General features: G+C 47.2%; 23 protein-coding genes. 20 read left to right on the forward strand and 3 right to left on the reverse strand.

What is annotated here, in order from left to right; translation table 11 throughout:
* From cobC to HPY58_01410, 19 genes are all read left to right on the forward strand, one after another.
* On the forward strand, window positions 1-615 hold the full coding sequence (gene cobC, locus HPY58_01320; GenBank protein NPV28300.1) for an alpha-ribazole phosphatase: 615 nt from the start codon (window positions 1-3) through the stop codon (window positions 613-615).
* A 53-nt stretch (window positions 616-668) separates the two neighbouring features.
* A complete protein-coding gene (gene guaB / locus HPY58_01325) occupies window positions 669-2,174 on the forward strand; it encodes an IMP dehydrogenase (GenBank protein ID NPV28301.1) in 1,506 nt (501 codons plus the stop codon).
* Between the two features lie 24 nt (window positions 2,175-2,198).
* Window positions 2,199-3,068 carry a MoxR family ATPase gene (locus HPY58_01330; protein NPV28302.1) on the forward strand — a complete coding sequence of 290 codons (870 nt, stop codon included), beginning with the start codon at window positions 2,199-2,201 and terminating at the stop codon, window positions 3,066-3,068.
* Window positions 3,069-3,090: 22 nt separating this feature from the next.
* Window positions 3,091-4,491, forward strand: coding sequence for a VWA domain-containing protein (locus HPY58_01335; GenBank protein ID NPV28303.1), 1,401 nt, complete (start codon window positions 3,091-3,093; stop codon window positions 4,489-4,491).
* Between the two features lie 142 nt (window positions 4,492-4,633).
* Window positions 4,634-5,125, forward strand: a complete 492-nt coding sequence (locus HPY58_01340) for an MgtC/SapB family protein (GenBank protein ID NPV28304.1) — start codon at window positions 4,634-4,636, stop codon at window positions 5,123-5,125.
* Between the two features lie 70 nt (window positions 5,126-5,195).
* The gene (locus HPY58_01345) at window positions 5,196-5,801 is read left to right on the forward strand and encodes a hypothetical protein (GenBank protein ID NPV28305.1); all 606 of its coding nucleotides are present in this window, start codon (window positions 5,196-5,198) and stop codon (window positions 5,799-5,801) included.
* A 332-nt stretch (window positions 5,802-6,133) separates the two neighbouring features.
* On the forward strand, window positions 6,134-7,138 hold the full coding sequence (gene galT / locus HPY58_01350) for a galactose-1-phosphate uridylyltransferase (protein ID NPV28306.1): 1,005 nt from the start codon (window positions 6,134-6,136) through the stop codon (window positions 7,136-7,138).
* Window positions 7,139-7,158: 20 nt separating this feature from the next.
* Window positions 7,159-8,631 carry a glycogen synthase GlgA gene (gene glgA, locus HPY58_01355; protein ID NPV28307.1) on the forward strand — a complete coding sequence of 491 codons (1,473 nt, stop codon included), beginning with the start codon at window positions 7,159-7,161 and terminating at the stop codon, window positions 8,629-8,631.
* A 140-nt stretch (window positions 8,632-8,771) separates the two neighbouring features.
* Entirely contained in the window at window positions 8,772-9,392 is a 621-nt protein-coding gene (locus HPY58_01360) for a hypothetical protein (GenBank protein NPV28308.1), read from the forward strand.
* Window positions 9,382-10,248, forward strand: coding sequence for a 5,10-methylenetetrahydrofolate reductase (locus HPY58_01365; GenBank protein ID NPV28309.1), 867 nt, complete (start codon window positions 9,382-9,384; stop codon window positions 10,246-10,248). The genes HPY58_01360 and HPY58_01365 overlap by 11 nt, the downstream gene beginning before the upstream one ends.
* A 92-nt stretch (window positions 10,249-10,340) precedes the next feature.
* A complete protein-coding gene (gene miaB, locus HPY58_01370) occupies window positions 10,341-11,717 on the forward strand; it encodes a tRNA (N6-isopentenyl adenosine(37)-C2)-methylthiotransferase MiaB (GenBank protein NPV28310.1) in 1,377 nt (458 codons plus the stop codon).
* A 24-nt stretch (window positions 11,718-11,741) separates the two neighbouring features.
* Window positions 11,742-12,119, forward strand: a complete 378-nt coding sequence (locus HPY58_01375; protein NPV28311.1) for a YlbF family regulator — start codon at window positions 11,742-11,744, stop codon at window positions 12,117-12,119.
* Between the two features lie 165 nt (window positions 12,120-12,284).
* Window positions 12,285-13,979, forward strand: coding sequence for a hydantoinase/oxoprolinase family protein (locus HPY58_01380; protein NPV28312.1), 1,695 nt, complete (start codon window positions 12,285-12,287; stop codon window positions 13,977-13,979).
* Window positions 13,972-15,327: a histone deacetylase gene (locus HPY58_01385; protein NPV28313.1), complete on the forward strand. Its 1,356-nt coding sequence runs from the start codon at window positions 13,972-13,974 to the stop codon at window positions 15,325-15,327. Before HPY58_01380 ends, HPY58_01385 begins: the two co-directional genes overlap by 8 nt.
* 80 nt (window positions 15,328-15,407) lie before the next feature.
* Window positions 15,408-16,355, forward strand: coding sequence for a tRNA (adenosine(37)-N6)-dimethylallyltransferase MiaA (gene miaA, locus HPY58_01390; protein NPV28314.1), 948 nt, complete (start codon window positions 15,408-15,410; stop codon window positions 16,353-16,355).
* Between the two features lie 54 nt (window positions 16,356-16,409).
* Complete coding sequence (hfq, locus tag HPY58_01395; GenBank protein NPV28315.1) at window positions 16,410-16,658, forward strand: RNA chaperone Hfq; 249 nt, start codon at window positions 16,410-16,412, stop codon at window positions 16,656-16,658.
* A gap of 172 nt (window positions 16,659-16,830) precedes the next feature.
* Entirely contained in the window at window positions 16,831-17,736 is a 906-nt protein-coding gene (gene spoVK / locus HPY58_01400; GenBank protein ID NPV28316.1) for a stage V sporulation protein K, read from the forward strand.
* 23 nt (window positions 17,737-17,759) lie between these two features.
* A complete protein-coding gene (locus HPY58_01405; GenBank protein ID NPV28317.1) occupies window positions 17,760-19,055 on the forward strand; it encodes a hypothetical protein in 1,296 nt (431 codons plus the stop codon).
* Window positions 19,056-19,083: 28 nt separating this feature from the next.
* The gene (locus HPY58_01410; GenBank protein NPV28318.1) at window positions 19,084-19,557 is read left to right on the forward strand and encodes a DUF456 domain-containing protein; all 474 of its coding nucleotides are present in this window, start codon (window positions 19,084-19,086) and stop codon (window positions 19,555-19,557) included.
* On the opposite strand, the gene lexA is transcribed toward HPY58_01410, so the two are convergent.
* Together lexA and HPY58_01420 are read right to left on the reverse strand one after the other, a co-directional pair.
* Window positions 19,558-20,160, reverse strand: coding sequence for a transcriptional repressor LexA (gene lexA, locus HPY58_01415; protein ID NPV28319.1), 603 nt, complete (start codon window positions 20,158-20,160; stop codon window positions 19,558-19,560).
* Window positions 20,161-20,282: 122 nt separating this feature from the next.
* On the reverse strand, window positions 20,283-20,639 hold the full coding sequence (locus HPY58_01420) for a sulfite exporter TauE/SafE family protein (GenBank protein ID NPV28320.1): 357 nt from the start codon (window positions 20,637-20,639) through the stop codon (window positions 20,283-20,285).
* 65 nt (window positions 20,640-20,704) lie between these two features.
* Between HPY58_01420 and HPY58_01425 the strand changes: the two genes are divergently transcribed.
* Window positions 20,705-21,325: a hypothetical protein gene (locus tag HPY58_01425; GenBank protein ID NPV28321.1), complete on the forward strand. Its 621-nt coding sequence runs from the start codon at window positions 20,705-20,707 to the stop codon at window positions 21,323-21,325.
* Between the two features lie 452 nt (window positions 21,326-21,777).
* Here the strand turns inward: HPY58_01425 and HPY58_01430 are convergent, their stop codons facing one another.
* The gene (locus HPY58_01430; GenBank protein ID NPV28322.1) at window positions 21,778-22,347 is read right to left on the reverse strand and encodes a hypothetical protein; all 570 of its coding nucleotides are present in this window, start codon (window positions 22,345-22,347) and stop codon (window positions 21,778-21,780) included.

Genomic DNA, 22,347 nt, shown 5'->3' on the forward strand with positions numbered 1-22,347 from the left:
TTGACAAGAGTGCTTTTGGTGCGCCATGGCCAAACGGTTTGGAACCATGACGCCCGCTACCAGGGCCATACTGACATTGAACTGAGTGAAGTTGGTCTCAAGCAGGCCCGCCTGCTGGCGCAGCGGCTTGCCAGAGAACCGGTCCAGGCGGTTTACGCGAGCGATCTCAAGCGTGCTTACGAAACAGCGCGGATCCTTGCCATTCCCCACCAGTTAGAGGTCCAAACAATCTCCAGTTTGCGCGAAATTAACTTTGGAGCCTGGGAGGGCCTCACTTTTGAAGAAATCAAAACCCGCTTTAAGGAATTGGCCGACCGCTGGTATACAACCCCTGCAGAAATCCAGATCCCACAGGGAGAAACGTTCGCCCAATTAAAAGAAAGAGCATATCGGACCGTTCTAGAACTGGTTAAAAAGCACGACCCGGGTGCATTTATCATTGTCACACACGGGGGAACCATCAGAGCGATTATCTGCGCCCTTTTGGATATCGACTTGAATCATGCCTTCCGCATTCGCCAGGATAATGGAGCACTGAATATCATAGAATACCACCAGAACCGCGGCATTTTGTGTCTTCTTAATGATACACATCACCTCTGCTCCCTCTCTTAAAAGAAACAGAGAGAATCCATGCGGCCGAAAGTTATTGTTTCTTTTTGTTAAAGATGATAAAATGGGATTCAAAGATTGGGGGGAAGGAGAAAGGAGTATTGAACGTGGTTGAAGATAAATTTGCAAAAATCGGACTCACCTTTGATGATGTTCTCCTAATTCCTGGAAAATCCTCGGTCTTGCCCCGGGATGTTGATGTATCAACATACCTCACCAAGGATATTAAACTAAACATCCCGATCATAAGTGCAGGTATGGATACAGTGACCGAGGCCCGGATGGCGATCGCGATCGCAAGGGAAGGCGGAATCGGAATCATCCACAAAAATTTATCCATTGAGCGTCAGGCGGTTGAGGTAGACAGGGTCAAGCGTTCTGAGCACGGAGTTATAACCGATCCCATTTCACTGACCCCCCAACATCTTGTAAAAGATGCGCTGAATATCATGGAACATTACCATATTTCCGGGGTCCCGATTACGGTAGACGGAAAGCTGGTAGGAATCATTACCAATCGTGATATTAGATTTGAAGATGATCTCAACCGCCCCATCATGGAAGTAATGACAAAGGACAACCTGATTACCGCTCCTGTAGGCACTACACTCCAGGAAGCGAAAAACATTTTGCGCCGCTACAAAATAGAAAAGCTGCCGATCGTTGATGAGCAAAACAACCTGCGTGGTCTGATTACAATTAAAGACATTGAAAAGGCCCGGCAGTACCCCAACTCAGCTAAAGACTCAAAGGGGCGCCTGCGGGTGGGCGCTGCGGTCGGAGTCGGCCCGGATCTCCTGGATCGCGTCAAGGCCCTCCAGAAGGCGGGGGTTGATGTTATTGTAATCGATACCGCTCATGGGCATTCAAGCCCGGTCTTAAAGGCAATTGAGCTGATCAAGACCCACTTTCCCGATCTTCCGTTAATCGCAGGCAATGTTGCAACAGCAGAAGCCACCAGGGACCTGATCCAGGCAGGCGCGGATGCAGTAAAGGTGGGGATCGGACCCGGCTCGATATGCACAACTCGTGTCATTGCAGGAATTGGAGTTCCCCAGATTACGGCGATTGTTGAATGTGCAGAAGAAGCTCAAAAATACGATATTCCCATCATCGCCGACGGCGGGATAAAATATTCCGGTGACATTACAAAGGCTCTGGCCGCCGGAGCAAGCTCCGTAATGCTGGGCAGTCTGCTTGCAGGCACCGAGGAAAGTCCCGGTGAAATAGAAATCTATCAAGGCAGAAGTTATAAAGTTTACCGGGGTATGGGTTCTTTGGGTGCAATGCGAGAGGGGAGTATGGACAGGTATTTCCAGGATAACCCTGAAAAACTCGTACCAGAGGGAGTAGAAGGACGCGTACCCTACCGGGGCCCTCTTTCCGAAACCATTTTCCAGCTCATCGGAGGGCTGCGAGCAGGAATGGGTTACTGCGGTGTCAGGAACATTAAGGAACTCCAAACAAAAACCAAATTTATTAAAATTACCAACGCCGGACTGCAGGAAAGCCACCCACACAGTGTTATCATTACAAAAGAGGCGCCCAATTACAGCCTCTAGGCAACTTGGGAGTGAAATAAAACCATGTTTTCCTCTATCGAAGAACTCCAGCAAAAGCTGGCCGAATGCGAGTATATTACCGACCGGAATGTCGCGACGGTAGTTTATCTTGCCTTGAAGCTTCAAAAGCCCCTTTTAGTAGAGGGTCCTGCAGGAGTTGGAAAAACTGAGCTGGCAAAAGTCCTGGCCAAGGCTACGAAGAGCAGGTTGATCCGCCTCCAGTGCTACGAAGGTTTAGATGAAGCCAAGGCCCTGTACGAATGGAATTACCAAAAGCAGCTTTTACGTCTCCACATTGATCAAATGCAAAACAAATCTTGGGAAGAAGCCAAGCAAGATATTTTCACTCCTGAGTTTCTTCTTACACGCCCCCTTTTAGAAGCCCTCCTGGCAGAAGTACCGGTCGTTCTGCTGATCGATGAAGTAGATAAAAGTGATGAGGAGTTTGAAAGTTTTCTTTTGGAGATCCTGTCCGACTACCAGGTAACTATACCTGAACTGGGTACAATTAAGGCGCTTCATATACCCATCGTGATCCTTACAAGCAACAGCTTTCGCGAATTCGGCGATGCTCTAAAAAGGAGATGCATTCACCTCTACCTGGACTACCCGACCTTTGAACGAGAGCTGGATATCATCTATCTTAAAGTACCAGGGATTAAACAGGCCTTAGCCCAGCAGCTTGTCCGTTTTGTTCAAACAATCAGAAAGCAAAAACTAAAAAAAGCGCCAAGCATCGCGGAAACCATTGACTGGGCCCAGGCCCTCTTGACCTTAGGGATAAGTTCAATTGATGAAGAAATAATCCAGAGCACCATCAGTATTCTTTTGAAGTACCAGAGCGACATTGAAAAGATCTCGCCAAAGGTTTCTTCTTTAATTCCAGAACATTAATTTATCAAAGGGAACCTAGCCCATGGAAGAGAAAATTCTGGAGTTCTGCCGGCTTCTTCGCAAAAGCGGAATCAATATTTCATTTTCTCAAGTTGCAGACGCACTGAAAGCCGCTGCGGAGGTAGGCTTTCTTCAGGAAGACTTCTATTGCGCCCTGTGCTGCACTCTGGTTAAAGAGCGCGCCGATAAATCCTTATTTGACAAGCTTTTTCGGCTCTTTTTTTTATCCCTGCAGGGTGGAACAAACAATCCAGCAAACAAAGAAAACGGAGAGGAAAGCGAGGACGCCCCTGGAGACGGCGCAGAGCTGGTCCAGAGCGCCGAAGGAAAAGGGATGGGAAAGGGAGGGGGGGCTTCACCTGCCCTTCTGCTGGTGAAAGCAGTACGCGAAGGCAACTACCCTTTACTCCGCTTTCTTGCAGAACTGGCCCTTAAAAGTTTGGGAAAAATCACGCGGGAACAGCTTGCAGAAATGGATAAAACAGTGGAGAGGGCCAAAGTGGCAATAGGCTGGTACGAAGGGGTCAACAGGCTGGAGCGCATCAAAGAAATGGAAAAGATCAGCGACGCCACCTATACCCGGTGGCTGGAGCATCTTGCCTATCTTGAAAATAGAATCAAAGAGCTTTTAGAAGAATTTTTTGTCAAAAATTTCGGCCTGGAGGCCTTAGAAGAGATCGCGCTCTCTGCGAACCTGAAAGAAAAGGAATTTCACCGGTTGAATCAGCTTGAAATAGAAGAAATCCGCAAGAGGATCACAAAGCTGGCACGCAAGCTCGCTTCAAAATACGCGCGCCGCTACCGAAGAGCAAAACGCGGAGAAATTGACTTAAGGAGAACGGTAAGACAGGCAATGCTGTCAGGCGGCACACCAATCCGTTTAAAGTACCGGAAAAAAGTCATCAGCAAACCGGAACTGGTGCTGCTATGCGATGTTTCCGGTTCCGTAGCGGTCTTCAGTGAATTTATGCTGCAGCTTGTTTATACCATCCAGAATAGATTTCGCGCCGTACGATCTTTTCTTTTTGTTGATGTAATCGATGAGGTGACAGATTACTTCTTGAAGCAAGATCTGGAAGAGGCCCTTCATGAGGCTTTTTCGAAAGCGTATTTTTCTTATTCTGGCTTTTCCGACTTTGGCAAGGTATTCACCATTTTCGCAAATAAATACCTCCCCGGAGTTTCGCCGAAAAGCACGGTTATCATCTTGGGTGATGCCAGAAACAACTGGCGCCCGGACGAAAGGGAATTCTTGCAAAAAATCGCGGAACGGGTGAGAAAAGTCCTCTGGTTCAACCCCCAACCGCAAAGCGGCTGGGATACCGAGGACAGCATTATGAGAATTTATGCACCTTATTGCCGGCAAGTATTCGAATGTCGAAACCTGAAACAACTCGAAGACGTGATCGAAGCAATCCTGTGAAAACCTTGCGGGAGTCCAAAGATACTAAAGCTACTTATGTAGCTTTTTTCATTTAATTGACAGAAGCATTTATTTATGTTAAGTTTAAGTTAAGGTTATGTTAAGTTTTTGTTAAGACTACCGGAGAGGGGAGGGAGGGAATTTGCTTTCTTACCAGGAGATCATAATCAGAATGTTAATTTCCCTCCTGGTGGGGTTAATCATCGGTTACGAGCGCACAAAACAGCAAAAACCCGCCGGAATTCGAACCTACTCCCTGGTATGCATCGGAGCCACCCTTTTCATGATCATCAGCGCTTACGGACTTCAGAACCTGCCGTACATAAGCGGTTTTCGCATGGACCCGGGCCGGATCGCGGCCCAGATAATTACCGGAATCGGCTTTCTGGGAGCCGGAGTAATCTGGAAAGATCGGGGAACCATTAGAGGATTAACAACTGCAGCCAATCTGTGGGTTACAGCAGGCCTGGGAATGGCAATCGGATTAGGGCTTTATTTTTTAACCCTGGTGGCCGTTGTCTGCATCTTTCTTGCCCTTTACAGTTCTCCCATCCTCTGCCACCTGGGACTCCTTTACTACCCTGAGGAAAAAACGGAAAAGACAAAGGAGGACGAAGAAAAAATTTTAGGTTGACAATTTCATGAGAAATCATTAGGATTGAAAGGGCAGAGTCCACACCTCCCGGCTTGGGAGAAGAGTTTTGATGGAGGCAATCGAGGTCACTTTTCACAACGCAGGTCTCCGGAGCAGCATTGAATGCAACATGTGCAGCAGGTGCCCCCGGGACCGGGTTCATGGCTGTTGTAAAATCAGCCCTGTTTTTTTGCTTACCGACATCGGATTCTTTTTGAACAACAACAGCATCGGCTTCCTTAAAAGTTTACTCAAAAGCCCCTATGCAGAGATTGGAGACAATTATTTAAAAGTTAAAGCTATCAAGGGAGTGGATGGACGCCGCTACTGCCGTTTTCATCACCCGGAAATTGGCTGCCGGCTTCCCATCCTCTACCGCAATACCGTGTGCCGCCAATTTCTCTGCCCCGAGGTTTCCTTATGGCGAGATTCGAGAGCAAAGCGCTGGGCAGCTTTCTGGCTTCGCCTTCAAGAAGAGGAAATTATCCTGAACCAGGCCTTGGGACGCGAATGCCAAAAAAACAACTGTTCTCTTCGCTTCCGGCAGAACGCCTGTCTTGAGTTAATCAAAACCCTCTATCGAGAATTAAGCCGAAACACAAGTCCTCTTTTTAACTCTTATCCCGTCACCGAGGTGCTCTTGTTAACGCCGCGTCTCCCTGTTAAAAGCAAATAAAAGGGGAAGGTCTCCCAGTCTTTTCGCTGGTCAGGCTATTTAAGTAATGACCACTTACTTAACAGGATTGAGAGACCTTCCTTTCATCATTTTAACCATTATAATTAAATTTATTCACATTAATTTCTCGACCCACGATATACTGATATTGAGGTCGTATTGAGGTCGGTATCCCATGCTCTACATAATGCCTGGACTAACGGAAAATTTTGAGCCACCTCAAAAAGAAGAGGGCTTTTTAATTTAAGAATTCCCTGTCTGCATAAAACAAAGCAGGAGAGAAAAAACTGAAGTAAGAAATTTTTTCGAAAACAAGGAGGAAAACAAAAATAATGCCTGAATTGAGACAGGAACCCATTACCAAAAGATGGGTTATTATAGCTACCGAGCGAAGTAAAAGACCTTCGGATTTCCGCGTCAAACAGAATGAAAAAAGTGGGGGAGCCTGCCCTTTTTGCAAAGGAAATGAAAATCAAACACCACCTGAAATTATGGCCTTTCGCGAACCTGGAACAAACTCAAATGAACCCGGCTGGTGGATCCGGGTGATTCCCAACAAATTTCCCGCGCTTCAAAAAGACGAAACACAGGGTTCGCCTGAACAAAACTTTTTCGTCAAAATGGAAGGTATCGGTTACCATGAAGTAATCATCGAATCCCCTGACCACAACGCCTCTCTGGAGAAACACTCTCTTCATCAGCTTCAGGAAATTTTTCGCGCCTGGCAGGAACGCCATAATGCGTTGATGAAAGAGGAGATAATCAAATACGTCCAGATTTTTAAAAATGCAGGGGCAGTAGCAGGAGCCTCTTTAGAGCACCCCCACAGCCAGCTCATCGCGACACCGCTGATTCCTCCTGTAATCGAAGAAGAACTAAAGGGGGCCCAAGACTTTTTTGAGGAAAAAGGATGCTGCCTTTACTGCGAAATAAATCACCAGGAATTAAAGAAAAATGTCAGAGTTATTGCCGAAAACGAAGGTTTTCTTGCCTATTGCCCCTTTGCCTCGCGTTTCCCCTTTGAAACCTGGATTCTCCCCAAGCGGCACCAGGCAAGCTTCTCAGCGCTGGACGATTCTTTATTGAAACAGTTAAGCTCAATTGTAAAAGAAACCATGCAAAGGATCATCTCCTCGTTAGATCATCCTCCTTATAACCTCCTGCTTCACACGGCTCCCGCCGGATATACAGAGGTTCCCTATTATCACTGGCACTTAGAAATCCTGCCGCGCCTCACCACGGTAGCAGGGTTTGAGTGGGGAACAGGAGTTTACATCAACCCCACATCCCCGGAGGCGGCAGCAAAATATCTAAGAGAAACAAATATAAAAACCTGAAAGAAGGGAGAGACGGTTTAGTGCCTAAAAAAGGGTTAAAAATTCTCTTCGCAGCTTCAGAGGTAGCACCTTTCGCAAAAACAGGAGGTCTTGGAGATGTTGCGGGTTCTCTTCCGAAAGCTCTTGCCCGGTTAGGGCATGATGTGAGAATTGTTTTACCGAAATATAAACAGATTAACGAAGGGGATTATTTAACAGACTATCCTGTTGAAATGGATCACCATCTAGAAACCGGTATTATCCGGCAAACAATTTTAAAGGGGAGAAACTGTGAGATCCCCGTTTATTTAATCGACAACTATAAATACTTTTATCGCGACGGAATCTACGGCTTTGCGGATGAAGCAGAACGATACAATTTTTTTTCGAAGGCCTTGCTTGGAATGCTCCCTCGCATCGACTTTCAGCCGCACCTGATTCATTGCAATGACTGGCAGTGCGGCCTGATCCCCTTGCTCCTGGAGATAAAATATACCGAAGACCCCTTCTACCAGAGGATTGCCACCTTGTTTACAATTCACAATTTGCAGTATCAAGGGCTTTTTCCCAAACACGCCTTGAGGTTGATCGGGTTAGGGGACGAATTTTTCACTCCGGAACGCCTGGAATTTTACGGGGAAATAAACTTTATGAAGGCGGGGCTTCTTTATGCAGATTTAATCAACACCGTAAGCAAGAAATACGCCCTGGAAATCCAGACTCCTGAATATGGAGAGCGCCTTGACGGCCTCCTCCGAAAACGGGCTCAGGATCTATACGGTGTTTTAAACGGAATCGATTACGAAGAATTTAACCCGGAAACAGACCCTCATATCTCCAAGAATTACAATATTGAAACAGTCGACCTCAAGCGAGATAATAAATACGCCCTCCAAAAGGAAATGGGTTTGCCTGCAGGAAATACACCCCTTATTGGGATTGTCACCCGTCTCGTGGACCAGAAAGGACTTGATCTGATCGCTGATATCTTTGATGAAATGATGGCTTTGGGAATCCAGTTCGTCCTCCTGGGAAGCGGGGCCGATTATTACCAGAAGCTGTTTGCGGAATTTAAAATGAAATACCCCCAGCAGGCCGCGATCAACCTGGGTTTCAACCCAATCCTTGCCAAGAAAATTTACGCCGGAGCAGATATGTTTTTAATGCCATCGCGCTTTGAACCATGCGGCCTTGCCCAGTTAATCAGCTTAAGGTACGGCACCATTCCCATCGTCCGCGCCACCGGCGGCCTTGCCGATACCATTCAGGATTACGATGAGAAGAAGGGAGCGGGAAATGGTTTTTCATTTAAACCTTATGAGCCAAAAGCGCTTCTGGAAGCCATCAAACGCGCCCTTGCCATTTATCGGGAACGGCCCGAACAGTGGCGCCGGTTAATGGTCAATGCCATGAAAGCCGATTATTCCTGGGAACGCTCCGCCCAGGAATATACGCAGCTTTACGAAAAAGCCATCCACAAACATCTCGCAACTTTATATCGCGTCGTAGTATAGCCGGAGCAAAACCTCTTTAAAAAAGCTCCCTCCTCTCAGCCGGAGGGTTTTTTATTTAAAAGGCCAGCCCAGGTGGGTAGGAATTTTTAAATTTAAAGCGAAAAGATAAGTTCAATTACAAAAGGAAAAGGGGGAAACTGTTGCGCGAAAAAGTCCTCGTTGTACCCAAGTCTTTTCTTTTTTCTGGCCAGGCTATTTTACAAGGCTTCCAGAGAGGCAGGAACTGGAAATTAATCAAACGGATTGCTGCCGGAAGCTTTTTTATCCCCCGCCATGAAGCAGAAAAAGAACCCCATTACAAGCAGATTATTACCTATCTGGTGCTCACGCATCAGAACTCTGTTTTTCTTTACCAGCGTATAGACGCATCCTCTGAGAAAAGATTGCTGTTCAAACATTCCCTGGGTCTGGGTGGTCATATCAACCCGGGTCCGGCACGAAGTTTTAAAGAGCTCATAGCGCTAAATTTGAACCGGGAATTAAGGGAAGAGATCTTTTTAAAGGGGTCGTATTCGCACCGGTTCCTGGGAATCGTTAACGACGAAGAAACCGGGGTGGGAAAATGCCATCTTGGACTCGTTTTTCTCGTCACGTGTTCCTCGGCCGAAGCAGAAATTAAAGAAAAGGGGAAACTTACAGGAAGCTTTGTCCCGGTTTCCCGGCTCTCTTCTTATCAACCCTGCATGGAATCCTGGTCGGCCCTCTTGCTGCCTGAAATTTCAAAAATTATTAGTGGGGGAGGAGAAACTGGTGAAGCTTAAAGAGAAGTTGGGCAAAAAATTTGTGATTACAACGGAGTTGGGTGCAACTGAAGGAGTTGATGTCCAAACATCTATCAACAACGCCAGGTCTTATCAACCTTCCCTGGATGGGATCAACATTCATGATTGCCCGGGCGGGAGGTTAAGGATCAATTCGATAAGCTTGGCGCATATCATTCAGGAAGAAACGGGGTTTGAGACCATTCCTCATTTTACATGTCGAGACCGCAGTTTGCTCGGCACCCAGGCAGATTTGCTTGGCGCCCACGCCCTGGGAATCCGCTATCTTCTGGCAACAACGGGAGATGCCCCAAAACACGGACCCTACCCTTCGACGGCGGTTTACAATTACACCTCACTTGACCTGATCAGACTGATCAAAAAGATGAACAGGGGGGTGGACTATAACGAAAAACCTTTTAAGGGTCAAACCTGTTTCTGCGTTGCAGCAACAGCCCGGCCCGCTGCAAAAAATTTGGATGCAGAGGTGGAACGGGTTCGACAGAAGGTGGAGGCAGGAGCCGACTTTATCCAGACGCAACCGGTTTTTCACGTTGAAAAGGCCATCCGCTTTATGGAACGGGTTAAAAATTTCAAAATTCCGGTTCTGATGGGGATCATGCCCTTAAAGAGCCTAAAACTGGCGGAATTCATGAATAAAAACGTTCCGGGCATCTATATCCCACCGGAGGTGCTGGAAGCCCTTGCGCGCTCCGAAAGAGCAGCAGTCGACATTGCCTGTAAATTCATTTCTGAAGTCTATTCATACGTAGACGGCATCCATATCATGGCAATGGGAGATGTAGAAACAACGAATACTCTAATCAACTACATCAGGGAATTAATCGGGGAATGATTTCCGGGGCTTTTTTGGCCGCACTTTAATTTTTGGTATAATAACCAATGGTGAAAGTGCGATTTAATAATATTCAGCAAAGGAGATCAAAAATGCACCAGGAACGGCAAAAAAAATTCTCAGTCATTACCTGGGGTTGTCAGATGAACGAACACGACTCGGAAATCATGTGCGCCCTTTTAGAAAATAGTGGCTACCAGTGGACCGACAGTCCTCAAGAAGCCGATTTAATTGTTCTCAATACATGTTCTGTAAGAAAAAGCGCAGAGCAAAAGGCCCTGGGTTTTTTAGGCAATTTAAAGCACCAGAAGAAAAAAAGGCCGGGAATCCTGATCGCGGTGGGGGGGTGCATGACCCAGAATCCTGAAATCATCGAGTTCTTCCGCAATGAAGCTCCCTATATCGATGTGCTTTTCGGAACAAGAAACTTTCACCAACTGCCCGAACTCATCAAAAAGGCAGAGCAAACAAAATCCCAGGTAATTGAACTGGGGATTGAAAACAAGGAGTTACCCGGGCTGCTCCCGGCCCGTTATGCAAGCCCTGTAAAAGCCTATGTGACGATTATGTACGGTTGCGACAATTTCTGTGCTTACTGCATCGTTCCTTATACAAGGGGAAGGGAGAAAAGCCGCCCGCTGGAAGAAATTGTTGAAGAGGTTGAAAACCTGGCAAAGCAGGGATACCTCGAGGTTATGCTTTTAGGTCAAAATGTAAACACTTACGGCAAAGATCTTCCGGGGAATGTGAATTTTGCCGCACTCTTGCGGAGGCTCGATCAAATACCGGGGCTTGCCAGGATCCGCTACATGACCTCCCACCCCCGGGATTTTAACGACGAACTGATTGAAACAATCGCAAATTCCCAAAAAGTCTGTGAACACTTCCACCTTCCTCTCCAGGCAGGAAGCAATAAAATCCTTGAAAAGATGAACCGGGGTTATACAAGGGAGCAGTACCTCCGCCTGACCGAAAAAATACGGGAAGTAATTCCCGCTGCAAGCATTACAACAGATTTAATCGTGGGATTTCCTGGGGAGACACCGGAAGATTTCCAGGAAACGCTCGATCTCGTGGAGAGAATTCAATTTGACGCGGCTTATACTTTTATGTTTTCGCCGCGCCCCGGAACACCTGCCGCAGACATGAAAGAACAGGTTCCTCTTCCAGAAAAAAAGGCGCGTTTAAGTCAGCTTGCAAAAATCCAAAACCAGATTTCCCTGGCCCGCAACCGGATTCTGGAAGGCCAAATCTGGGAGGTTTTAGTTGAGGGGAAAAGCAAAACAAATCCTGACCGTTGGAGCGGAAGAACAAGAACCAATAAAATCGTGGTCTTCGAAGGGGAAGAAAATTTAAGAGGAAAAATTGTAGAGGTAAAAATTGAATGTGCCCAAACATGGACGCTGCTCGGCTCATTAATTAAAATCAGAGAAAAAGAGGAGTCTTTGCCTTTACCAAGAATTAAGTAGTATATAACCCAGGAGGTGATTAATTTGTCAGTAATTCAGAAGGCTCAGGAATTAGGATATGCGCTTTTGGAGTGCGAAGAAACAACGATTTTGCGGGCGGCGGAAATAAACCTCGATCAGGATCCCGAAGCCCAGGCTTTAATCAGGGATTTTCAAAAACAGCAGCAAAAAATTCAAAAATTACAGGAAGCAGGAATTGAAGTAAGCGAAGATGACTGGCAGAAATTCGGCGAGGTACAGGAAAAAATGAAAGAAAATAAAGCACTTCAAGCTTATTTTTCGGCCCAGAAAAATTTCCAAAAAATTTTACAGCAGGTGAACGCAATTATCAACCAGATCCTTTCTGGAGGCTCCTGTTCTCCATCGGCCTGTTCCGAATGCCAGAGCCCAGACTGCATGTAAAGGGAGTTCCTTGTGCAGGGATCTCGCTCCGACCAGTTAAGTTGCGAAGTCCGGGAATTCGCTCGTGCTGATCGCAAACGGCTTTTTTAGCAAAGGACACCCGCACGGCAGCACAAGTCCAGGAACCCAGGAAACCAAAAACAAGTTCCGGAAGGGGTGAGATTAATGATAATTGGCATCGATGTAGGTGGCACCTATACAGATGCTGTGCTGCTCAAACAGGAACAAGTCCTGGAAAAAATCAAAACCCCTACAATACCGGACGACCTTTTGACTTCTTTACTGAAAGCACTGGAACCCCTTCTCAAGGCTGCAAAAAACAATCAAATTGATCGAATCGTTTTCAGCACCACCTTAATCACCAACTTAATTGCAACAGGAAATATCGATCCGGTTGCCCTGGTTTTGATCCCGGGGCCGGGCCTGAACCCAAATACGTATAATTTTAATATTCCGGACACTTTTATCCTGTCGGGAGCAATTGACTACCGCGGCCGCGAGATCGAACCCCTTAAAGAGAAAGAAATAAAAGAATGCCTTGAGGCCGTCAGAGCGCGGGGCATCAAGCGCGTGGCTATCGTGGGAAAGTTTTCGCAACGAAACAAAAACCACGAAGAGGCAGTTGCTTCTTATTTTAAGCAGCATGCACCTGAGATTCAAACCGTGATGGGACACCAGGTTTCCGGGCGCCTGAACTTCCCGCGCCGTGTGGTAACCTCCCTCCTCACACTTGCAACGCAAAACAGGTTTCAGGAATTCTACTCTCAGATCCAAAAAGTTCTGGCGCAACGGGGAATTACGGCCCCGATTTATATTTTGAAAGCAGATGGAGGAACCCTGCCCTTTGCTCAGGCCTTTTTGAAACCCGTTGAAACCATTTTTTCCGGCCCCGCAGCTAGCACTCTGGGGGTGCTGGCACTGACTCCCAGCGGTCAGACCTCTGTTGTTCTGGACATTGGGGGTACAACCACAGACCTTGCACTCATTTTATCAGGGAAACCACTGCTGGCTTCCCGGGGTGCCCGGATCAACAACCACCTTACACATGTGAGGGCCTTTGCAACAAAATCTGTAGCCCTGGGAGGTGACAGCGTAGTTCAGGTGGGCCCGGATTCCTCTTTGGAAATATTGCCGCAAAGAGCGGGGGCCGCATACTGCCTGGGAGGCCCCCAACCCACTCCAACAGATGCCATGCGGGTTGCAGGATTGATCACGATCGGGGACGAAAAACGCGCCCGGGAAGCAATGAACAAACTGGGAAGCAAATTAAAATTGCCAGCCGAGCAAACAGCCGCTTTAATAATCGAGCTTATGGTCAAACGCATTGCCAGGGAAATTAACGAGATGTTCCTGGCCTGGGAAGAGGAACCCGCGTACCGGATCTGGGAGCTTCTTCAAAAACAGAAAATCAGACCCCAAAATGTAGTCGGGATCGGTGCCTCAGCACCTGCAATCCTGCCCCTCTTAGGAAAAGAAATGGGATGCCGGGCGCTTGTTCCCCCCTACGCAGAGGTTGCCAATGCCATCGGTGCCGCTCTTGCAAAGGTAACCCTCCGGCTGACGTTCCATTTTGACACCGAAAGAAACTTTTATTTTATCGAAGAAACCGGAGTCCAGGAAAAACTTGGAGTCAAGGGGCAACTTTCGTTAGCCGACGCAGAAGAGATGGCCTTTAAGTGGCTTAGGCAGGAAGGGGAAAAATTGGGGATCCCACCGGGAGAAGAACCGGAACTGGTTTACAGCGAAATGTTTAATATGGTACGGGGGTGGACAACTACGGGGAGGCTTTACGATATCTGTGTCCAGTTTCCTCCCGGTATTCTAGAAGACTGGCTGGAAAGAAGGGAACAAAATGCCTGAAAAAACCGGTCTGGTATTTTTTCCTGCTTTTGACTGGGCGATTTCTCCCACGCACCCTGAACGGGAGGAAAGGCTGCTTTATACAAAGGACCAGCTTTTCGAAGAGGGCATCATGGACCTCCCGGAAATCTGCGAATACAAGGCAAGACTTGCGACTTTTAAGGATATTGCGCGGGTTCACTTCTGCGTCCCGGAAATCAGGGCCCAGGTTACCGAGGCGCACCTCATTGCAGCAGGGGGAACCCTGGTTCTTGCCGATGCCTTAATGAACAAAGAAATTAAAAACGGATTTGCCCTGGTGCGCCCGCCCGGACACCACGCCATGCGGGTTGTTCACGGGAATCGGGGATTTTGCAACATCAACAATGAGGCGATCATGATCGAGTATCTCCGGAAAAAATACGGAATCCGAAAAATCGCCATTGTAGACACCGATGTCCACCACGGCGACGGGACCCAGGATATTTATTACCACGACCCGGATGTTCTCTTCATCTCCTTCCATCAGGATGGCCGAACCCTCTACCCCGGCTCTGGCTTTACCCACGAATTAGGAGGACCCAGGGCCTTTGGTGCCACAATTAATATTCCCCTCCCGCCGGGCACCACAGATGAAGGAATTCACTACGTACTGGAGGAGTTGGTCCTGCCGGTTCTCGATGACTTCCAGCCCGAGTTGATCGTCAACTCGGCAGGGCAGGACAACCACTATACAGATCCACTGGCCAATATGCGCTTTACCGCCCAGGGTTACGCCCGGCTCAATGCCCGGTTGAAGCCGGACCTTGCAGTTCTTGAAGGGGGTTATGCCATCGAGTCCGCCCTTCCCTATGTGAATACGGGAATTGTTCTTGCCATGGCTGGTTTGGACTACTCTTACGTTCGGGAACCGGATTACAGAAAAGAAAACTTTATCCAGCCCCCGGAGAAAATGGTCTATATCAAAGAACTTGTCGAATACCTGAAAGAAATCTGGAAAAACAGGACATCGTTAGGGCAGCAAAAACAATTTCACGAAGGTGATTTCTACGAACAGAAGAGATCAATTTACTACGATACGGATCATATCAGGGAACAGCAATGGGAGCAAATTCGCCTGTGCAAAACCTGCCCCGGTTACCAGATGATCACTTCCCGGGGGATGTACCCCTACGGAACAACAAGGACCATCTTTGCGGTTGCAATTCCATGGCAGGCCTGTCTAAACTGCCAGGAGGAAGCAAGAGGCTACTATCAAGAAAGGATTAAAAATCCGCAGGGGCTGGATTTTGTCTACCTTCAGGATAAACCGCACGATATTTACTACCAGTTTTTTGTTGAAAAGGACTGTGAGATTCAAATTGAATAAACCCTTTTCCCGGGTTATACTTTATACCTGAAATAGCTTGCCGCTATCCTGGAGTTCCCGGAGGGAAGTATTGAAGCAAGGTGGCGCCGCTTGTCGTAATTCTAGGGCCAACTGCAGTCGGTAAATCAAAAATAGCTGTGGAGCTTGCCCTGAATTTAAATGGCGAAATCATCTCTGCCGACTCTGTTCAGGTATACAAATACTTCAGAATCGGAACGGCAAAATTATCCCCAAAAGAACAAAAAGGTGTTCCTCACCACCTCCTTGATTTTCTCGAACCGGATGAAGATTTCAGCGTTGCTCAATTTCAGCACCTGGCCCGGGAAAAAATCAAAGAAATTGCAGCGCGGGAAAAACTTCCTTTTCTCGTGGGGGGAACTGGTCTTTACATTCAGGCAGTGATAGATGATTGCTACAAGTTTCCAAAAATAAAAGGGCTCAAAGAGATCCGGAATATGCTCAACCAGAAGGTAGCAGAGGGAAAAGGTCCCGAGCTTTATGAAGAACTCAAAAAAATCGATCCCCCTACGGCCCTCCGCCTTCATCCCAATGACTACCGCAGGATTACAAGGGCCCTGGAGGTTTATTACTTAACCGGAAAACCCATTTCTTTCTATCAGAAAGCGGGAAAGTGCTCCTCCCCCTACCTGTTGGCCATGGTAGGACTAAACAGAAGCCGCTCTGAGCTTTATCAGAGAATCGAAAAACGGGTTGATAAAATGTTTGCCGAGGGGCTTGTGGATGAAGTAAAATCTTTACTGGCCCGGGGATATAACCCGGAATTAAAACCCTTTCAAACCCTGGGCTATAAACAAGTAATCCATTACTTAAAAGGAGATTACGACCTTGCAACCGCTATCGCCCTGACAAAGAAGGCAACCAGAAACTACGCAAAAAGACAATTAACCTGGTTTCGCCGCGACCCCAGAATTAAGTGGTTTTTTCTTCAAGGAGAAACCCTCAAACAAGAAACTTTAGATGAAATCAGAAGCTACATTTGCAGGAGTATTCCCGTTTGTGTAGAATAAGACATGGTAAAGTTTTGCAGTTCCGATCTTGTAGTCCCGATTGGAGGTAAAAAAATGACCAAACAACAGATTAATTTACAGGATTTTTTTTTAAATCAGGTCCGCAAAGAAGGTGCACCGGTAACCATTTACCTTATCAACGGTTTTCAATTAAAAGGGGTTATCCGGGGGTTTGACAATTTTACGGTCATCCTTGAAGTTGAAGGAAAACAGCAAATGGTATACAAACATGCAATTTCAACGGTAATGCCTTTGAGACCCGTTAACCTTTCTTTCGAGCTAAACCGAAACTCCGATCGGTGAGGACTTTATTTTTAGAGAAAAACATGTTGCCGGTTGCTGGCCCGCCCTGGGATGCGAGAAACATCCCTTCTTTTGTTTAGCCTCCTTGTCCTGCTCGTCTGCTGATAACACGTTCTACTCTGGGAAGGCGTATAATGTTTCAGAGAAAAAAGGGCAAAGAGGTGGAAGTCGTGTGGATTTAAAGTTCCAGTTTAGAAAAGGGGGAGGGGCAATCCAGCCGCAACCCTTTCTGACTGGTTCACTAAATCTTTCCCATCCCAGCAACGGCAGCCAGCCCAGACCGGAACAAATTCTCCAGGAACTAAACGGGTTAATCGGGTTGTCCGAAGTAAAAAATCTGGTTTCTGAAATTTATGCCTATGTTGAAATCCAGAAGAAAAGAATTAAAGAAAAGCTGTGTGCGGACCCCCTGGTTCTCCACATGGTTTTTAAAGGAAATCCGGGGACCGGCAAAACAACGGTAGCCAGGATTATTGGAAAACTTTTCCGGGCAATTGGGGTCCTGACAAAAGGCCATCTGATTGAAGTAGAACGGGCGGATCTGGTGGGTGAATATATTGGACATACGGCGCAGAAAACCCGGGAACAAATCAAGAGAGCTTTGGGCGGAATTTTATTTATTGATGAGGCCTACTCCCTGGCTCGGGGTGGAGAAAAAGATTTCGGAAAAGAAAGTATTGATGTTTTAGTAAAGGCAATGGAGGATCAAAAAGATAATCTCATCCTTATTCTGGCCGGGTATAAGGAGGAAATGGAGTTCTTTCTGAGAAGCAACCCGGGGCTCCGTTCGCGTTTTCCAATTCATATTGATTTTCCCGACTACACCGTAGAAGAACTTTTTAGAATTGGAGAGGCCATGCTCAAAAAGCGCCAGTACCACCTGTCACCGGATGCCCGGAAAGAACTCCGAATCATCCTTGAGCAGCAGGTAGGGAAGGGGAGCCGGTACGAAGGAAATGCCCGCCTCGTGCGAAATTTAATTGAAAAGGCGATCCGCCGGCAGGCGGTGCGCCTTGTTAAACAACCGCGCTTAACCAGAGAAGAACTCATGACCATCAAACCCGAGGATCTAAGATAGCTGCATGTTAACAGGTGAATCAAATGAATCTATTTTGGGAACACCTTGGCTTGAATTACAATTTCCATCCAAAATTAATCGAACTGGCAATTGAAGCAGAGAAAGCAGCTGCCCCGGAATTTAAGGAACTCGTCCCTGTTGTTCAAACAAATCAACTGAGAGTCCTCGCCGCCTTCCAGGAGGCAGGAATTTCGGAATTTCACCTCAAAGATGGAACCGGCTACGGCTACGGAGATCTTGGCCGGGAAGGGCTTGAAGCAGTATATGCCTTAACTTTTGGCACCGAAGCCGCCCTGGTCCGTGCCCAAATTATTTCGGGTACTCACGCCATTGCCCTTGCCCTCTCATCCCTGCTCAACCCTGGTGATGAACTCCTCTCTGCAACAGGCCGTCCCTACGACAGCCTGGCCCAGGTAATTGGAATCCCCTACGCGCGGCGAGGCTCTTTAAAAGACCGGGGCATAAATTACAGGGAGGTACCTCTCACGCCGGAAGGATTGCCCGACTACCAGAAAATTAAAGCAGCAATCACGGAAAGGACCAGGGTTGTACTCATTCAGCGCTCGCGGGGCTATTCGTGGAGAAAGTCCCTCAGCGTTCAAGAAATCGGCAATTTAATTAAATTTTTAAAAGATGCGAATCAAGAGCTTATCTGCTTTGTAGATAACTGTTACGGGGAGTTCGTTGAGGCAAGGGAACCAACCCATGTGGGGGCAGATCTGGCAGCAGGCTCCCTTATCAAAAACCCGGGAGGGGGGCTGGCTCCATCAGGAGGATACCTTGTTGGAAAAAGGGAATTAATTGGTGATGCCGCAGACAGATTAATTGCACCAGGCCTGGGAAATAAAATCGGCACCAACCTGGGATTGGGCCGTCTTTTTTACCAGGGCCTCTTCATGGCTCCCCAAATCGTGGGCGAGGCACTGAAAGGGGCAATCTTTGCCTCTCATTTTTTTACCCTGCTGGGCTTTGAAACATCACCTCTGCCGGGTTCACCTCGCTCCGACCTCGTACAGGCTTTAAAACTTAATTCCCCCGAAGGAGTCAAAGCATTTTGCCGGGGTATTCAGGCGGCTTCCCCAATAGATTCCCGCGCGGTACCGGTGTCCAGCCTCTTGCCCGGTTATCAGGACCCGATTATTATGGCTGCAGGAACCTTTATTCAGGGAGCATCCTTAGAACTATCGGCAGACGCGCCGCTGCGCCCCCCCTACATTGTTTATGTCCAGGGCGGGCTCTCTTACGTTCACATCCTGTTTGGACTTCTTAAAGCCGCCCAGGAGCTGGTAAACGAAGGACTGGCCTGTCTCCAGAATTAAAAACAGGAGGGATGAACAAATCGACAATGTGCTCCTGGCCATTACCATCATTATCCTGGGGATAGGAGTAATTATGTCAATCTTTCCTTTTTTGCCGGGAATTCCTCTGATCTTCGGAACCTTTCTCGTTTACGGTTTCTTTGAAGGATTTGAGCGGATTAATTCAATTTTTCTCATTGCAATGCTGATCATTACGGTCTTATCCTTTTTTATTGATAATCTGGCAGGTTGGGTTGGCGCAAAAAGGTATGGGGCAAGCAGGGCAGGGGTATGGGGCGCGCTCCTGGGAGGGCTTCTGGGTGTTCTCATTAATCCTCTCCTGGGAATTCTCCTGGGGCCCCTCACAGGTGCTGTAATTGCAGAAATCATCATTTCCCAACGCCCGTTACGCGAATCCTTGCGCGTGGGAATTGGTACACTCGTAGGATTTTTAGGTGGAAGTATCCTCAGGTTTATAATCGCGCTCTTTATGGTGATAACATTTCTTTACGTAATCTTTTAATTACTCTAATTTCCGCAGAACTCCAATCACTTTTCCTAAAACGGCAACATCCTTACTAATAATCGGCTCAAGAGCATCATTTTCAGGCTGGAGGCGGACTCCACCTTTTTCCTTAAAAAAGCGCTTTACGGTTGCCTCTTCACCCAACAGTGCCACTACAATATCTCCATTATCGGCGGTGTTCTGCTGGCGAACGATTACGAAGTCACCATCGTAAATCCCGGCGTTAATCATGCTGTCACCGCGGACCCGTAGCATAAAGACATTGTTTGTTGTTTTCAAAAAATTAGCAGGCAGCGGGAAGGTATCTTCAATATTTTCGACAGCTAAAATCGGTTCTCCGGCAGCAACCCTACCGACAATCGGAATGCGAACAACCGAGGTATTGTCTCCTGTTAATTCAATTGCTCTGGGCTTTGTGGGAACCCTTTTGATGTAACCTTTCTTTTGAAGATTAACAAGATGGGCATGAACCGTGGAACTCGATTTAAGCCCAACTGCTTCTCCAATCTCCCGCACCGAAGGGGGATAGCCACGTCTGTCGATGGTCTCCTGGATGAAATTCAAAATAGCCATTTGCCGCGTACTGAGGTCTTTTACCATTATTTTAACCTCCGTTAAAGAGATTGACCCGATTTTTTTATATAATTTTATATAATTATATCATAAACATTAACCTGATCCAAAAACGTCTGTTCGTTTAACTTCTTATAATAATAATTATGTCAACTATTTAGCCACAGGTGAATTGCTGTTCCCAGCAGAACCAGGGCAAAAAGCTTCCGGAGCAATGTCCCCGGCAAAATTGAACTTGTCAAGGCACCTGCATAAGCGCCGCATACCGCGCCTAAAGCAATTAAAATCGCGACTTCAAGGTTTACATGCCCCAGGCGGTGGTGTTGATAAGCTCCTACCAGAGCAGTAGGAAGAATCACCGCGAGGGAAGTTCCGACCGCCTGGTGAATGGGCAAATGAAAAAAGTAAACCAGAATTGGAATTAAAACCACACCGCCCCCGATTCCCAACAACGCACTGAGCCATCCCGCGACTAGACCTGTTAAAACCGTAAGAAAATAGATCATGCAGCTTCTCCCTCTTTCCTAAAATTTTTCTTAAGAAAAACTAAAATAAATGGGAGCGAAAAATCTTGCGCCGCAACCCGGCCCTCATTGTTCCTGTCGGAGTCCTCATTTTTTATTCGTTTCTGAGAGTTATGATTTATATAGAAGGCCTGTACCAAAAGGAGGCAAAGCACCCTCCCCTCTGGGTTCAACTTCTTGCTTCAGCCGGCAGGGGAAACCTGGGAACGGGAAAATTCGGAGGAACACCCAACCAGCTTGACCTGACATTACTCCAACCCGGAGATATTCTCCTGGGCGGAAATGCCGGAGGTTCTTACGGGCACTTTACTCATGCCGGTCTCTACATTGGAGATAATAAAGTGGTGGACATGTATATCAGCACCGGTGTTTATATCACGGAAGCGGAGACATATCATCAATACGACTGGGCCGCAATCCTCCGCGTCAAGGCAAATCCAGAAAAAAAGAGGGCGGTCATCAGCTATATCAACAGCCAGGTGGGAAGCCCCTTTTTTATCCTCACACCTAAATCAGAAAACGGACTCTGGTACTGCACAAAACTGATCTGGTGCGCTTACCTGAAACAGGGCATCAACCTGGATGCTTTCAACGGCTACTGGATTGTTCCTGACGCTTTCTGGTACAGCCCCCATACACAAGTTGTTGCCTACTCCCGGGCGCGGTGATTCACTTGCCAAAATTGAACTCATTACAGAAGCTTGCGCTTCTTCTTTTTCTGGTTCATTTCACTTTTATTTTTCTGGCTCCGCTTTTTCTCGAAAATTCCCTTTTATCTTTAACATTGCCGTTAATTTACCCGGCCGTTCTTTTTTTGTCAGGATTTGGATTTTTCCTCGAATTAAAAAAAACGGTTCCCGCGGTCCTGCTGGCCGGATATTTAAGCCAGTTCCCCGGTATCATCTGCGCAGTCATCATCCTTTTGGGGAAAGCCGGGAAATTCCTCATCCCCGAAGCCCTGGACTTTTTTATCCAAATCTGGCAGGCTCCTTTTGCCCCTCTCTTTCCCTTTTTACCCAGGATCCAGCTTTGGGAAATCCCTCTTTATTACCTTATGACTTTGGCTCTTTCCTTCTTTCTCCCCCTCTTCCCCGCCGGGGGAGCACTTTTAAAAGCCAAATTATCCAAACAAGGAAGAGTTAACTAAAGCGTCGAGAATCAATCTGATCTCCTCGCAAATAGGTAAAAATTCGATTTTTTCGTCCTTGATATTGATCAACCACAGGTAGTAGATATAGGAATCATGAACAACTACCTTTCCCTCCGGGAGAACCGAAACCTCAAATTTGATTTGAGGTTGGTTGTGGGTAATTAATTTGCCGATCAGATTTTGGATCTGGCGTGCCAGGGTTCCAGCCTCTTCAAACTTAACGGTTTCAAAACAGATCCTGACCTCCAACTCGATAAAAGAATCCGAAGGTTCCCGTTCAAAAGGAGGTGTTAAGGGGTACTTTTTGCAGAGCGGGCAATTGTCTCCATAAATCGATTCTGCAGTGAGAAGCGTATTCCATGTAAAGCCTACTTCGGCCCAAATCCGGTATGGAGGCTCGCTTTCGTCAATGGTGCAGGTGCAGCGAAACTCCCGATCGCAAGTAATCACGTCCATGATGTGATGCACCTCGCACACAAAAAGCCCTGCGTTTTCCGCTGCATCTAAAAAATCCTGACAGATTTCCTCATATCTCCACAA

The organism is Bacillota bacterium (assembly GCA_013177945.1).
Classification (GTDB): Bacteria; Bacillota; DSM-12270; order Thermacetogeniales; family Thermacetogeniaceae; genus Ch130.

Coding starts and splice junctions, on each gene's coding strand:
- guaB (NPV28301.1), top strand. CDS start 669: ATGATAAAATGGGATTCAAAGATTGGGGGGAAGGAGAAAGGAGTATTG.
- HPY58_01330 (NPV28302.1), top strand. CDS start 2,199: ATGTTTTCCTCTATCGAAGAACTCCAGCAAAAGCTGGCCGAATGCGAG.
- HPY58_01335 (NPV28303.1), top strand. CDS start 3,091: ATGGAAGAGAAAATTCTGGAGTTCTGCCGGCTTCTTCGCAAAAGCGGA.
- HPY58_01345 (NPV28305.1), top strand. CDS start 5,196: ATGGAGGCAATCGAGGTCACTTTTCACAACGCAGGTCTCCGGAGCAGC.
- galT (NPV28306.1), top strand. CDS start 6,134: ATGCCTGAATTGAGACAGGAACCCATTACCAAAAGATGGGTTATTATA.
- miaB (NPV28310.1), top strand. CDS start 10,341: ATGCACCAGGAACGGCAAAAAAAATTCTCAGTCATTACCTGGGGTTGT.
- HPY58_01380 (NPV28312.1), top strand. CDS start 12,285: ATGATAATTGGCATCGATGTAGGTGGCACCTATACAGATGCTGTGCTG.
- HPY58_01385 (NPV28313.1), top strand. CDS start 13,972: ATGCCTGAAAAAACCGGTCTGGTATTTTTTCCTGCTTTTGACTGGGCG.
- hfq (NPV28315.1), top strand. CDS start 16,410: ATGACCAAACAACAGATTAATTTACAGGATTTTTTTTTAAATCAGGTC.
- HPY58_01405 (NPV28317.1), top strand. CDS start 17,760: ATGAATCTATTTTGGGAACACCTTGGCTTGAATTACAATTTCCATCCA.
- lexA (NPV28319.1), bottom strand. CDS start 20,160: ATGGTAAAAGACCTCAGTACGCGGCAAATGGCTATTTTGAATTTCATC.
- HPY58_01420 (NPV28320.1), bottom strand. CDS start 20,639: ATGATCTATTTTCTTACGGTTTTAACAGGTCTAGTCGCGGGATGGCTC.